Annotated in this window: 13 protein-coding genes; 8 read left to right on the top strand and 5 right to left on the bottom strand. The window is 65.5% G+C overall.

Annotated features, from left to right (window positions below):
- Window position 1 precedes the first annotated feature (1 nt).
- Genes pedA1 through pedC form a run of 4 tightly spaced genes read left to right on the top strand, consistent with a single transcriptional unit; the run spans window position 2 to window position 3,687 of the window.
- A complete protein-coding gene (gene pedA1, locus DFR34_RS02285; RefSeq protein WP_110389549.1) occupies window positions 2-1,165 on the top strand; it encodes a lanthanide ABC transporter ABC transporter substrate-binding protein PedA1 in 1,164 nt (387 codons plus the stop codon).
- A gap of 55 nt (window positions 1,166-1,220) precedes the next feature.
- Window positions 1,221-2,186 carry a YVTN family beta-propeller repeat protein gene (locus DFR34_RS02290; protein WP_110389550.1) on the top strand — a complete coding sequence of 322 codons (966 nt, stop codon included), beginning with the start codon at window positions 1,221-1,223 and terminating at the stop codon, window positions 2,184-2,186.
- Window positions 2,183-2,926 (top strand): lanthanide ABC transporter ATP-binding protein PedB/LutE, encoded by a 744-nt coding sequence (gene pedB, locus DFR34_RS02295; RefSeq protein WP_110389701.1) that lies wholly within the window; start codon window positions 2,183-2,185, stop codon window positions 2,924-2,926. Before DFR34_RS02290 ends, pedB begins: the two co-directional genes overlap by 4 nt.
- Window positions 2,911-3,687: a lanthanide ABC transporter permease protein PedC gene (gene pedC / locus DFR34_RS02300; protein ID WP_110389551.1), complete on the top strand. Its 777-nt coding sequence runs from the start codon at window positions 2,911-2,913 to the stop codon at window positions 3,685-3,687. Before pedB ends, pedC begins: the two co-directional genes overlap by 16 nt.
- Window positions 3,688-3,704: 17 nt before the next feature.
- On the opposite strand, the gene DFR34_RS02305 is transcribed toward pedC, so the two are convergent.
- Window positions 3,705-4,271 (bottom strand): rhodanese-like domain-containing protein, encoded by a 567-nt coding sequence (locus DFR34_RS02305; protein WP_110389552.1) that lies wholly within the window; start codon window positions 4,269-4,271, stop codon window positions 3,705-3,707.
- Window positions 4,272-4,432: 161 nt separating this feature from the next.
- Here DFR34_RS02305 and nosP point away from each other — a divergent pair, with 161 nt between their 5' ends.
- Both nosP and DFR34_RS02315 read left to right on the top strand, forming a co-directional pair.
- Window positions 4,433-5,581, top strand: a complete 1,149-nt coding sequence (nosP, locus tag DFR34_RS02310; protein ID WP_110389553.1) for a nitric oxide-sensing protein NosP — start codon at window positions 4,433-4,435, stop codon at window positions 5,579-5,581.
- The gene (locus DFR34_RS02315) at window positions 5,578-8,145 is read left to right on the top strand and encodes a hybrid sensor histidine kinase/response regulator (protein WP_110389554.1); all 2,568 of its coding nucleotides are present in this window, start codon (window positions 5,578-5,580) and stop codon (window positions 8,143-8,145) included. Before nosP ends, DFR34_RS02315 begins: the two co-directional genes overlap by 4 nt.
- 81 nt (window positions 8,146-8,226) lie before the next feature.
- On the opposite strand, the gene greB is transcribed toward DFR34_RS02315, so the two are convergent.
- The 4 genes from greB to ppa form a co-directional block, all read right to left on the bottom strand.
- A complete protein-coding gene (gene greB / locus DFR34_RS02320; protein ID WP_110389555.1) occupies window positions 8,227-8,781 on the bottom strand; it encodes a transcription elongation factor GreB in 555 nt (184 codons plus the stop codon).
- Between the two features lie 25 nt (window positions 8,782-8,806).
- A complete protein-coding gene (gene rluB, locus DFR34_RS02325) occupies window positions 8,807-9,961 on the bottom strand; it encodes a 23S rRNA pseudouridine(2605) synthase RluB (protein WP_110389556.1) in 1,155 nt (384 codons plus the stop codon).
- Window positions 9,939-10,523, bottom strand: coding sequence for an SMC-Scp complex subunit ScpB (gene scpB, locus DFR34_RS02330; protein ID WP_110389557.1), 585 nt, complete (start codon window positions 10,521-10,523; stop codon window positions 9,939-9,941). Before scpB ends, rluB begins: the two co-directional genes overlap by 23 nt.
- Window positions 10,524-10,656: 133 nt before the next feature.
- The gene (gene ppa / locus DFR34_RS02335) at window positions 10,657-11,181 is read right to left on the bottom strand and encodes an inorganic diphosphatase (RefSeq protein ID WP_110389558.1); all 525 of its coding nucleotides are present in this window, start codon (window positions 11,179-11,181) and stop codon (window positions 10,657-10,659) included.
- A 128-nt stretch (window positions 11,182-11,309) separates the two neighbouring features.
- On the opposite strand from ppa, the gene coq7 reads away from it, so the two are divergent.
- Both coq7 and hemB read left to right on the top strand, forming a co-directional pair.
- On the top strand, window positions 11,310-11,930 hold the full coding sequence (gene coq7 / locus DFR34_RS02340; protein ID WP_110389559.1) for a 2-polyprenyl-3-methyl-6-methoxy-1,4-benzoquinone monooxygenase: 621 nt from the start codon (window positions 11,310-11,312) through the stop codon (window positions 11,928-11,930).
- Window positions 11,931-12,474: 544 nt separating this feature from the next.
- On the top strand, window positions 12,475-13,476 hold the full coding sequence (gene hemB, locus DFR34_RS02350) for a porphobilinogen synthase (protein ID WP_110389561.1): 1,002 nt from the start codon (window positions 12,475-12,477) through the stop codon (window positions 13,474-13,476).
- The last annotated feature ends 145 nt before the right edge of the window (window positions 13,477-13,621 follow it).

Here is a 13,621-nt window from a genome sequence, read left to right on the forward strand (position 1 = left end):
CATGCTGTTGCGACCGTTTCATCTTGCCCTGACCGCGCTGTGTTGCGCGGCTTCGTCCGCCTGGGCCTTGACCACGGTGGACATCGCCTACCTGGAAGAAACCCGCCCGCCGGTCGCCACGCTGGCCAATCTGGAGCCGCCGCCGGCGGATCTGGGGCGCGCCGGGGTGGAGCTGGGCATCCGCGACAATGACTCCACCGGCAAATTCCTGCAGCAGCGTTTTCAGCTGCACAGCATTCAGTTGCCGGTGGGCGCGCCGGCCAGCGAGTGGCTGGCGCGGCTGAACAAAACCAAGGCGCGGCTGGTGGTGGCCAATTTGCCGGCCGCCACGCTGGAAACCCTGCTCAAGCAGCCGGGCCAGGAGGGCGTGCTGTGGTTTAACGCCGGCGCCGCCGACGATGCGCTGCGCCAGAGCCGCTGCCGGCCCAATCTGCTGCACACCCTGCCCGGCCGGGCGATGCAGGCCGACGCGCTGGCGCAGTATCTGGTGGCGCGGCGCTGGAAAAAATGGTTTCTGGTGACCGGCCCGCAGCCGGAAGACGCCGCCTACGCTGCCGCGGTGCGCCGCGCGGCCAAGCGCTTTGGCGGGCAGATTGTTGGCGAAAAAGCCTGGCGCTACAGCCACGACGCCCGCCGCACCGCCCAGGCCGAAGTGCCCACCTTTACCCAGGTGGCCGAGCACGATGTGATGATTGTCGCCGACGAGCGCGGCGACTTTGGCGATTATTTCCTGTATCGCACCTGGCTGCCGCGCCCGGTGGCCGGCACCCAGGGCCTGGTGGCCGCCGGCTGGCACGCCAGCGCCGAGCAATGGGGCGCGGTGCAGCTGCAAAACCGCTTCCGCGCCTACGCCAAGCGGCCGATGCAGGCGGCGGATTACGCCGGCTGGGCGGCGGTGCGCAGCGTGGGCGAGGCCGCCGCGCGCACCCAGTCGGGCGACGCCAAGGTGTTGCGCGACTATATCCGCAGCCCGGAATTCGAGCTGGCGGCGTTCAAGGGCCGCAGCCTGAGCTATCGCGCCTGGAACGGCGAATTGCGCCAGCCGATGCTGATTGCCCAGCCGCGCGCCTTGGTCAGCCTGTCGCCGCAAGAGGGGTTTTTGCACCCCAGCAGCGATCTGGACACGCTGGGTTTTGATGCGCCGGAAGTGAAGTGCAAGCCTTGATGGTGATTTTCCCACCGCGTGTGGGGTGTTTTTCCTGACGCACTGGAGCCAATTGATGACTGTATTCCCCCGCCTGGCCTATTGCGCCGCCCTGCTTGCCGCCCTGCCGGCGCTGGCCGACACCGTGTATGTGTCCAATGAAAAAGACCACACCCTGTCGGTGATCGACAGCGTCAGCATGAAGGTGCTGAAAACCGTGCCGGTGGGCAAGCGCCCGCGCGGCATCACCCTGTCCAAGGACGGCACGCAGCTGTATATCTGCGCCAGCGACGACAACACCGTGCAGGTGATGGACCTGGCCACGCTGAAGGTGATTCACAACCTGCCCTCGGGCGAAGACCCCGAGCAGTTTGCCCTGTCGCCGGACGGCAAGCAGCTGTATGTGGCCAACGAAGACAGCAATGTGGTGACCATCATCGACATCGCCAGCCGCAAGGTGGCCGGCCAGGTGGATGTCGGCGTCGAGCCGGAAGGCATGGCGGTCAGCCCGGATGGCCGCTGGGCGGTGAACACCTCGGAAACCACCAATATGGTGCACTGGATCGACACCCGCACCCGCAAGCTGGTGGACAACACCCTGGTGGACCAGCGCCCGCGCTACGCCCGCTTTACTGACGACAGCAAGCTGCTGTGGGTCAGCTCGGAAGTCGGCGGCACCGTGTCGGTGATTGATGTGGCCACCCGCAAGCGCATTCACACCATCCGCTTTGCCATTCCCGGCATCCCCAAAGACCGCATCCAGCCGGTGGGCATGCGCCTGACCCGCGACGGCCGCTATGCCTTTGTGGCGCTGGGCCCGGCCAACCATGTGGCGGTGGTGGACGCCAAAACCTATGCGCCAATCAAATACCTGCTGGTCGGCCGCCGGGTGTGGCACACCGCGCTGACCGGCGATGAAAAACAGCTGTGGGTCAGCAATGGCATCAGCAATGATGTGTCGGTGATCGATGTGGATAACCTGAAAGTGGTCAAGTCGATTGCCACTGGCCGTTATCCGTGGGGCGTGGCGATCAAGCCATGAGCACGCCAGCCTTGCATATTGCCGGGCTCAGCCACCGCTACGGCGCGCGGCTGGCGCTGGATGGCGTCAGCCTGAATGTGGCGCCCGGCGAGTTTCGCGTGTTGCTGGGGCCCAACGGCGCCGGCAAGAGCACGCTGTACGGCTTGCTTACCCGGCTGCTGGCCTGCCAGAGCGGGGCGATTGAGCTGTTTGGCCAAACTCTGTCCGCCCCGGCCATGGCCGGGCTGGGCGTGGTGTTTCAGCAGCCGACGCTGGACCTGGATCTCACCGTCGAGCAAAACCTGGCGTATTTTGCTGCGCTGCATGGCCTGCGCGGCAGCGAGCGGCGCGCGCGCATCGACGCCGAATTGCAGCGCATGGCGCTGGTCGAGCGCCGGCACGAGCGGGTGCGCCTGCTCAATGGCGGCCACCGCCGCCGGGTGGAAATCGCCCGCGCCCTGCTGCACCGCCCGCGTCTGTTGCTGCTGGACGAAGCCACCGTCGGTCTGGACATGCCGGCGCGGCGGTTTTTGGTCGAGCATGTGCACCGGCTGGCGCGGGAAGAAGGCCTGGCCGTGCTGTGGGCCACCCATTTGATTGACGAAGTGCGCGCCGATGACCATATCGCCCTGTTGCACCAGGGCCGGCTACTGGCCAGCGGCGTGGCCGGCGAGCTGACCGCCCAGGCCGAATGTGATTCGCTGGCGCAATGGTTTGACCGCCAGACTGGCAAGGAGGACAGCGCATGCCTGTGGCCCTGACCGTGCTGGGCGCGATTGTCTGGCGCGAATTGCTGCGCTTTTGGCAGCAGCGCTCGCGTTTTTTTGGCGCGCTGGTGCGCCCGCTGATCTGGCTGATCGTGTTTGCCTCGGGCTTTCGCGCCGCGCTGGGCTTGTCGATTATTCCGCCCTACGAAACCTATATCACCTACGACGTGTACATCACCCCCGGCCTGGTCGGCATGATCCAGCTGTTCAACGGCATGCAGCATTCGCTGTCGCTGGTCTACGACCGCGAGATGGGCAGCATGCGCGTGCTGCTGACCAGCCCGCACCGGCTGTCCTGGCTGCTCACCTGCCGGCTGCTGGCCGGGGTGGTGGTGTCGGTGGTGCAGGTGTATGGCTTTTTGCTGATCGCCCGGCTGTGGGGCGTGGATATTCCGTGGATGGGTTTTATCTGGGTGTTTCCGGCGCTGTTGATCACGGGCGTACTGTTGGGCGCGGCGGGGATGTTGATTTCGTCGTGGGTGAACCAGATCGAGAACTTTGCCGGGGTGATGAATTTTGTGGTGTTCCCGGTGTTCTTTTTGTCCACCGCGCTGTACCCGCTATGGAAAATGCAGGAATCCAGCGTCTGGCTGTATTGGGTGTGCGCGGTGAATCCGTTTTCCTCGGCGGTGGAAACCCTGCGCTTTGCCCTGTATGGCCAACTGGCGCTGGAGCCGGCCTTGGTGACCTTGGCGGGCGCGGCGGTGTTGCTGGCGCTGGCCATTCGCGGTTACCGGCCGCGCCAGCGGGCATGAGCGCCGCGCGGCGCGGGTCAACGCGGCGGCGTGTAGGGCAGCGGCGCGGCGTCTTCCAGCGGCAGGCCGGCGTCTTGCCAGCCGTCGCTGCCGTCGGCAAACCACAGCACCTGGCGGTAGCCCAGCGCCAGCGCGCGCTTGCCGGCGTTCCACGACATCCAGCAATCGCGCAGGCAGTAAAACACCAGCGGCGCGTCGCGGTTGCCGGCGCTCAGCCGCGCCAGCTCGCGGGCAAACCAGTCGGCCATGGCCGGCTCGGGCTCGCCGTGGCCGACATTGGGCAGCCACACGCTGCCGGGCAGGTTGCGGCGCGGCGCATTGGGCAGCCAGTGGCTGACGCCGTCGCTGTCGGTCAAGCGGCCAGCGGGCAGCACGTCAATCAACAGCGGGCGCGGCGCCGTTTGCAGCCGGGCGGCCAGTTGGCGGGCGTCCACCCGCTGGGCGCCGGGCAGCTCGGCCGGGGTGGGCGCGCGGTAGTGGCTCAGCCGGTAGCCGGCGGGCGGCGGCGGCAGCTCGGGCGCGGCCAGCTGGGCGCAGCCAGCCAGGCCCACGGCCAGCAAGGCAATCAGAGAAAACCGGCGCATGGCGATGCTCCTGTGCAAACCAACAACAAACATTCAGCGTGGGCAAAAGCCAGGGCGCTGCCCATTCGACTTTCGTCGGGGGGGCGGGCAAAATGGTCCGACCGTTTGTCAGACACCCCGGCGCCCGATCGGGGGCGGCAGGCGCGAGGAGACACGCCATCATGAACTTCGCCCCGCGCGTGCGGCGCGGCCACACCACCCTGGCCGACGTTGACGCTGCTGTGGACGAGCTGCACGCTCAGCTCGATCAAGCCGACAGCACCCTGGTGCTGATCTTTGCCTCACCCGACTACCCGCCCGAGGCGCTGGCGGCGGCGCTGAACCGGCGCTTTGCCGACACCCTGGTGGTGGGCTGCACCACGGCCGGCGAAATTGGCCCCGGCGGTTATCAACATCATTCGATTTCGGCAGTGAGCTTTGCCGCGCCGGATTTTTGCGCGGTGGCCCAGCGCATTGACGATCTGGCTGGCATGAGCCTGTCGGACGCGCTGGGCGTGGCCATGGGTGCGCGCCATCAACTGGGCGTGCGCTCGCCGTTTCCCATAGAGCGGCGCACCTTTGCCCTGCTGTTGATTGATGGCCTGTCCGCGCGCGAAGAGCAAGTGGCCAGCCGGCTGTCGCGCGCGCTGGGCGACATCCCGATGTTTGGCGGCTCGGCCGGCGACAATATGCGCTTTGAGCGCACCGCCGTACTGATCGACGGCCAGTTTGTCAGCGCCGCCGCCGCGCTGGTGCTGGTGAGCACGCCGCATCCGTTCGAGGTGTTCAAATCCGAACACGCGGCGGGTTACGGCGAGCGGGTGGTGGTCACCGAGGCCGACGCCGACCGGCGCATCGTCACCGAAATCAACGCCGAGCCGGCCGCCGCCGAATACGCCCGGCTCTTGGGCCTGGCCCCGGAAAAACTCACCCCGCAGGCGTTTGCCGCGCACCCCCTGGTGTTGCAGGTGGGCGGCGTGCCCTATGTGCGTTCGATTCAGCGGGTGAACCCGGACCTGAGCCTGAGCTTTTTTTGCGCCATCGACGAAGGCCTGGTGCTGTCGGGCACCCGCGCCCACGACGTGGTCAGCAATCTGGCGCGCACCTTTGATGGCCTGCGCCGACGGCTGGGGCCCTTGCAGATTGTGCTGGGCTGCGACTGTATTTTGCGCACCCTGGCCGAGCACGACAGCGCCACCCGCGCCCGGCTGTCGGCCCTGTTGGCCGCCAATCATGTGGTGGGCTTTAACACCTATGGCGAGCAATTCAACGCCATGCATGTCAACCAGACTTTTACCGGCATTGCCATCGGATACGGACTTCCGGCATGAACGACGTTAACGGCGACGCGCTGCGTCTGGCCGCCCTGGAGCGGGAAAACGCCAAACTGAAAAAAATCAACGCCGCGCTGATGCGCCGGGTGGAGCAGGGCCTGGCCGACAATGGCAACTCGTTTACTTTTTTTCAGGTGGCGGTTGAGCTGGAGCACCGCATTCAGGAGCGCACCCGCGCGCTGGAGCAGGCCATGGCCGAGCTGGAAGCGGCCAACTTTGCCCTGACCCAGGCCAAGCGCGCCGCCGAAACCGCGCAAGGCCGGCTGGATGTGGCGGTGGACACCATTGCCGACGGCTTTGCCCTGTGGCAGCCGGACGACACCTTGGCGCGCTGCAATCGCCGTTTTCTGGATTTGTTTCCCAATCAGCGCGGCATGATTCGCCCCGGCCTGCATTTTGAGGATTTTGTCGCCGCCGTGGTCAGCGACGGCGGCGTGCTGGAAGCGCGCGACGACCCGTTTGGCTGGCTGCAACGCCGCGTCGCCTACCACCGCGAACCCGAAGGCAGCCTGATTTTGTCGATGGCCGACGGCACCTGGCAGCGCATCAGCGAGCGGCGCACCGGCGACGGCGGCCGGGTGGGCATTTACACCGACATCACCGACATCAAGCGCCAGGAAATGCGCCTGCGCGAAAGCGATCTGGCCGCGCATTCGCTGCTGCTGCAAGCCACGCTCAACAGCATCCGCCAGGGCATTGCCGTGTTCGACGCCCATGGCGCGCTGTTGGCGTGGAATCACCGTTTTTCTGATCTGGTGGGCTTGTCGCCGCAGGCGCTGGCGGTGGGCAAGCGCATCAGCCCGCGCGAGCGCACGCTGTGCTGCCCCTTGTCTGGCGCGCTGGAAATGGCCGGCACGCGCGGGCGCACGCTGGAAGTGCAATACAACCCGATGCCCAATGGCGGCTTTGCCATGACCTACACCGACATCAGCGAGCGCAAGGCCGCCGAGCAGGCGCTGCGCGACAGCGAAGCCAAGATGCGCCTGATCACCGACGCCTTGCCGGCGCTGATTGCCTATGTGGACAACCAGCAGATTTACCGCTTCACCAATCAGGGTTACGAAGACTGGTTTGGCATCCCGCGCAGCGAAATCAACGGCCGCCCCATGCGCGAAGTGCTGGGCCCGCGCCTGTTTGACGGCCGCCGGCATTATGTCGAGCGCGCGCTGGAAGGCCGCGCCTCGGTGTTTGAGCTGGAGCTGCCCGCCCCCCGGCGCAATATTGAATTCGCCAAGGCGACGTTTATTCCGCACTTCGACCCCGACCACGGCGGCGTGCTGGGCTTTTTTGCCCTGATTCAGGACATCACCGATATCCGCCGCGCCGCCCGCGCGCTGGAGCATTCCAAAGAACAACTGGAGCAGCGCGTGGCCGAGCGCACCATTGAGCTCAGCCACGCCAACAGCCGCCTGCAAGAGGCCATCCACGCCGCCGAAGAAGCCCAGCGCAGCAAAACCCGCTTTTTTGCCGCCGCCAGCCATGATCTTTTACAACCGCTGAACGCCGCCCGGCTGTTTTTGGCCTCGCTGGCCGGCCAACCGCTGCCGCCCAACGCCGCCCGCCTGGCCGACAATGCCGGCGCCTCGCTGGAGGCGGTGGACGACCTGATCAACACCCTGCTGGAAATCTCCCGGCTGGATGCCGGCGCGGTGGAAACCGATATGCGCCACTTTCCGGTGGCGGCGCTGCTGGACCAACTGGCCACCGAGTTCGCCCCGCTGGCCGAGGCGCGCGGGCTGAGCCTGCGCCTGCACAACTGCGCGGCGGTGGTGCATAGCGACTGGGTGTTGCTGGGCCGGGTGCTGCGCAACTTTTTGTCCAACGCCATCCGCTACACCCGCCATGGCAGCCTGCTGCTGGGCTGCCGACGCATCGACGGCGGCGTGCGCGTGGGGGTATGGGATCAGGGCGCGGGCATCGAGCCAGAAAAATTGCCCACCATCTTTGGCGAGTTCGTGCGCCTGTCCGAGCACAGCAGTATGTGCAACAAGGGCATGGGCCTGGGCCTGGCCATCGTCCACCGGCTGGCGCGCGCGCTGCAACACCGGCTGTATGTGCGCTCCATCCCCGGCCAGGGCTCGTGCTTTGCCATTGATATTCCGTATGGCCGCCCGGCGGCGGTGCAGTTTGACGCCCCGCACGACGACGCCCCCAGCGCCAACCACCCGGCGCAAACCGGCGACGCCTTATTGCTGCTGATCGACAACGACCCGGCCATTCTGGAAGGCATGGTCACCCTGCTGGAAGACTGGGATTACCAAACCCTGGCCGCCAGCAGCGCCGAGGCCGCCCTCACCCTGCTGGACGCCCACGGCCTGACCCCGGACGCCATCCTGGCCGACTACCATCTGGACGACGGCGCCACCGGCAGCGAGGCCATTCGCCGCATCTGCCAGCACCTGGGGCAAAACATCCCCGCCGCGCTGATCACCGCCGACCGCAGCGCCGAAGTGCGCCAGGAGGCCGAAGCCGCCGGCTGGGCATGGCTGGGCAAGCCGGTGCGCCCGGCGCGGCTGCGCGCGCTCTTGGGGCATGTGCTGCGGCGTGGTGAGATGGGTTGATGGGCGCCTGGGGCGGCGCGTGTGCGGGATTAAGATAAGCTTTCGCTGCGCCGGCCAGATGATCATCAAGGGCGCGCCCGTTCAGTCCAGCGCCAGGTATTGGACTTCCAGAATCTCGATGTCTTCGTCGCCTTCCGGGCCGCGCAACACCACGGTGTCGCCTTCGCGCGCCTTCAGCAGGGTGCGCGCCAGCGGTGAAATCCAGCTGATGCGGTTGCGCGGCAGGTCGATTTCGTCCACGCCGACAATCGCCACGGTTTGCTCCTGACCATCGCCGCGCAGCAGGGTGACGGTGGCGCCAAAAAAGATTTGCTCGCTGTCGCGGCCGGCGGAATGCACCACTTCGGCGATTTCCAGGCGTTTGGTCAAAAAGCGGATGCGCCGGTCGATCTCGCGCATGCGCTTCTTGCCGTAGAGATAATCGCCATTTTCCGAGCGGTCGCCGTTGGAGGCCGCCCAGGAGACAATATTGACGATCTCCGGGCGCTCGCGGTGCACCAGGTGATACAGCTCATCCTTCATGCGCTGCCAGCCGGCCGGGGTCAGGTAGTTTTTGCTGCTTTTTGGCAGTTGCTGTTCGGCGGGCAGCGCATCGTCGTCGTCAGCGTCTTGTTCGCGGGTGAAGGCCTTGCTCATGGTGGGTTCGCGCCAGAGGGTAGGGTCAGGGTTTTTGCTGGCCGGTCAGCCCCAGGCCAGCCCATTTCAGCACCAGCAGCACCTCGGCTTCGTCCAGCTCGTGAAACTGGCCGCGCTTGAGGCGGGTGGGCAGGTGCAGGCTGCCAAAGCGCACGCGGATCAGCCGGCTGACGGTCAGGCCAAAGTGCTCGAACAGGCGGCGCACTTCGCGGTTGCGGCCTTCGCGCAGAATCACCTTGTACCAGTGGTTGGCGCCTTCGCCGCCCTGCTCGGAAATATGCTGAAAGTGCGCCGGGCCGTCGTCCAGCTCCACGCCGCGCGTGGCCTGCTGCATTTGCTCGGGGGTCAGCTCGCCCAGCGTGCGCACGGCGTATTCGCGCTCGACTTCAAAGCTGGGGTGCATCATGCGGTTGGCCAGCTCGCCCGAGGTAGTCAGCACCAGAAGGCCGCTGGTGTTCAAGTCCAGCCGGCCCACCGCCACCCATTTGCTGCTGCGCGTTTGCGGCAGGCGCTCAAACACCGTCACCCGGCCTTCCGGGTCGTCGCGGGTGACCAGTTCGCCTTCTTGCTTGTGGTAGATGATGATGCGCGGCAGGCGATCCGGCCATTTGATGTACACCGCCTTGCCCTGCACGCGCACTTTGTCGTCCGGGGTGATCTTGCAACCCAGCTCGGCCACCTTGCCGTTGACTTCCACTTGCCCGGCGGCGATGAGTTCTTCCATATCACGGCGCGAGCCGATGCCGGTTTGCGCCAGCGCTTTTTGCAGGCGGATTTCGGTGATGTGCGAGACATCCACGCGCTTGTCGCGCAGCTCGCGGGAGATTTTTTCGGCTTTTTGCGAGCCATGGCGCTGCGCCATCTTGCGCGCGCGTTGCACCTTGGGGCCAGACGGCTTGCCAGCGCGCGGCGGGCGCGGGGTTTGGCTGACGCCGTCCTGAGCCTGGGCGCCGTCGGCCACCGGGCGGCGGGCGCCAGGGGGGGCGGACGCGCCCTGCGGGGCGGGCTTGCCGGTCAGCGGGGTGCGCGGCTTGCGGGTGGTGAATTCATCGGCCGGATGGCGCGGCAGGCTGCGGCCCTGCGCGCCCTTGGGCGTGCGCGGGGCTTGCGGTTGGTCGCGGCGGGTGCGCGACACCGGCTGGCGGGCGCCGCCAGCGTTACTCGGTTTGGCTTTCGACATCTTGGGGTTCTTCTGCTTTCTCGGGGACAACCAGGCTGCCCAGATCGGCCAGCGGCGGCAAATCTTTCAGGCTGGCCAGGCCCAGGTCGTCCAGGAATTTCCGGGTGGTGGCGTACAGGCCGGGTCGGCCTGGCACTTCTTTATGGCCGATGACTTCAATCCAGCCGCGTTCGGTCAGCGTTTGCGTCACCGACGACGACACGCTGACGCCGCGAATGGCTTCGATATCGCCTCGGGTGACCGGCTGGCGATAGGCGATGATGGCGACGGTTTCCATCACGGCGCGCGAGTAGCGCGGCGGTTTTTCCGGGTTGAGCCGGGCCAGATAGGGCTGAAACTCGGCGCGGGCGCGAAACCGCCAGCCCGACGCCAGCTTGACCAGCTCAATGCCGCGCCCCTGCCAGTCGGCCTGAATCTCTTCGACCATTTCGTACAGCAGGCCGTTGGTGAGGGTTTCGGTGAACAGCCGCTTGAGGTCGTGCACCGACAGTGGCTCCTGCGCGGTGAGCAGCGCAGTTTCCACCACCTGTTTCAGGTATTTGAGGTCGGTGAGGGTGCTCATGGTGTGTGTAGTGTAGCCGGATTTTGACCGTGGGTTGTAATGACGTGTGCGCTGGCTTTTTGTTTGCACGGCGCGCCGCCCAAACAAAAAGCCAGCCGGCAGGCTGGCTTTTCAGGCTGGCTGTGCGCTGCCTTTATTTATAACGGGCCACGCCGTCGAGCAGCTCTTGCTTGGCGGCGTCGATGCCGTCCCAGCCCTGAACCTTCACCCACTTGCCCTTTTCCAGGTCTTTGTAGTGCTCGAAGAAGTGGCTGATCTGGGCGCGCAGCAGTTCCGGCAGGTCTTCCAGCTTTTGCACGTCCTTGTACATCGGGCAGAGTTTTTCCACCGGCACGGCCACCAGCTTGGCGTCGATGCCCGATTCGTCTTCCATCTTCAGCACGCCCAGCGCGCGGCAGCGCACCACCACACCCACTTGCAGCGGGAACGGGGTGACCACCAGCACGTCCACCGGATCGCCATCTTCCGACAGGGTTTGCGGCACATAGCCGTAGTTGGCCGGGTAGAACATGGCGGTGCCCATGAAACGGTCAACGAACATGGCGCCAGTGTCCTTGTCCAGTTCGTATTTGATCGGAGCGCCGGCGGCCGGGATTTCGATGATGACGTTAAAGTCGTTCGGGATATCCTTGCCAGCGGGGACGCGGTCGAGAATCATGGGGCTCTCCAGTCGTAGTATTCGGGTTGTTATGGGTCAAAATCCGGCCAGATTATATAACAGCTCGCCCACCGCGCGCAGGGGGCGGGGGTATAATCCTGGCGTCCTTGTGGAGAAAGTGAAACACCATGCTCGACCTGCTGATTACCGAGTTCGATAAAGGCCTGCGCACCTTGCTGGCGCCGGCGCCCACCTTGCGCGCCTACCCGGATGACGGGCTGGAAGAGGCCGAGATGAGCGACGCCGAGCGCCGGCATGCGCTGGGTTTGATGCGCATCAATCATTGCGGCGAGGTGTGCGCGCAGGCCTTGTATCAGGGCCAGGCGCTGACTGCGCGCGACCCGGCGGCGCGCGAGGCGCTCAAGCAGGCGGCGTGGGAGGAAACCGAGCACCTGGCCTGGACCGAGCGCCGCATTGCCGAGTTGGGCGGGCATAAGAGCGTGTTCAATCCGGTGTGGTATGCCGGTTCGCTGGCGATGGGGGTGACGGCGGGTTTGCTGGGCGATAAGTGGAACTTGGGGTTTCTGGAGGAAACCGAGTATCAGGTGGAGGCGCATCTGAACGAGCATCTGGAGAGTTTGCCGGCGCAGGATGCCAAGAGCCGGGCGATTGTCAGTCAGATGCGTGAGGATGAGGTGCGGCACGCCGAGACGGCGCATGAGTTGGGGGCGGCGAAGTTGCCTTTGCCGGTGAAGGGCTTGATGCATGTGACGTCGTTGGTGATGAAGAAGAGTAGTTATTGGGTGTGAGTGCTTGTGTGTGTTGAGCCGCGCTGTCGCGCGGGGCTGATTTTGGGCGGGAGTTCGTCCCGCGGCCGACCTACTTTCTTTGCTTCGCCAAAGAAAGTAGGCAAAGAAAGGCGACCCCAGGACGCCCGCCTGTCCGCCGCCTGCGGCGACGGTGGTTCCTTGCGCTTCTCGAAAACCGGGGCCGCCACGGAATGGCGCGTCGGCTGCGCCGCCGCTTAGCCGTGGCGAAAAGCCCCCCGGTTTCCTGCGATGCTCAGCGGGCTTTATGGGGCCCAAAAAACCGGTGGGGCGCTGCGGCCCGTGCCGTGAATAGACCTGGGCGGCGTGTTGCGTGTTTCCTTTCCTCATGTTTACGTCGCAGCGCACTGAGGCTGGTGGGCCACGCTGCCCGTCTATTGTCTTGTCGAACCTATTGCCGTCGGGCGAGTCTTTCCCGCGCCTGGTTACGCTGCCTTGGCGGCGGTTTCACGCGGTGTGAGTGACTGTATTTTCGTGCGTCTGCCCTTGGGGTGGGCGTGGTGTTGATTGTTTGTCTGGACGCGTCATGATCCCTGTTTCCCGCAGTTTTCCCGCTACCCGCATGCGTCGCATGCGGCGTGATGATTTTTCCCGTCGTTTGATGCGTGAGCACACGCTGACGGCGGATGATTTGATTTACCCTGTGTTCGTGCTGGAGGGCGAGCGGCGTGAGGAGCCGGTGGTGTCGATGCCGGGGGTGGTGCGGCAGAGTCTGGATCGCTTGCTGGCCACGGCGGAGGAGGCGGTCAAGCTGGGGATTCCGGCGCTGGCTTTGTTTCCGGTGATCGAGTCGGGCAAGACGCTGGATGGCATGGAGGCGTGCAATCCAGAGGGCTTGGTGCCCACCGTGGTGCGCACGCTCAAGCGTGAGTTTCCGCAGTTGGGGGTGATTACCGATGGCGCGCTGGATCCCTACACCAGCCATGGTCAGGATGGGGTGATTGATGAGCACGGTTATGTGCTGAACGACATCACCACCGAGATTCTGGTCAAGCAGGCTTTGTGTCATGCCGAGGCCGGGGTGGATATGGTGGCGCCGTCGGACATGATGGACGGGCGGATTGGCGCTTTGCGTCAGGCGCTGGAGGCGCATGGCCATATTCACACCCGCATTTTCAGCTACGCCGCCAAATACGCTTCGGCGTTCTACGGCCCGTTCCGCGATGCGGTGGGCTCGGCGGGCAATCTGGGCAAGGCGGACAAGAAAACCTATCAGATGGATCCGGCCAATAGCGATGAAGCGCTGCACGAGGTGGCGATGGATCTGGCCGAGGGCGCGGATTTGGTGATGGTCAAGCCGGGGCTGCCGTATCTGGACGTGATTCGCCGGGTGAAGGATCAGTTTGGCGTGCCGACGTTTGCCTATCAGGTGTCGGGCGAGTACGCCATGCTCAAGGCCGCCGCGCAAAATGGCTGGCTGGACGAGCGCGCCTGCATGCTGGAAAGCCTGCTGGCGTTCAAGCGCGCCGGGGCGGATGGCGTGCTGACGTATTTTGCCCTGGACGCTGCGCGCGCCTTGCGCGGGTAATGCTTCTTCGGTGAGCGGCGGCGTGTTGGCGCGCCGCCACTTGGTGGCCAGCGCCAAAAAACAAAGCCCCATCGGCGGGGGCCATGGGGCGAAATTCTGTGTGCGGTCATGGTGCGCGGCGCCGATGCGAAACGGCGCCGCAACC

Source organism: Rivihabitans pingtungensis, assembly GCF_003201855.1.
Taxonomy (GTDB): Bacteria; Pseudomonadota; Gammaproteobacteria; order Burkholderiales; family Aquaspirillaceae; genus Rivihabitans; species Rivihabitans pingtungensis.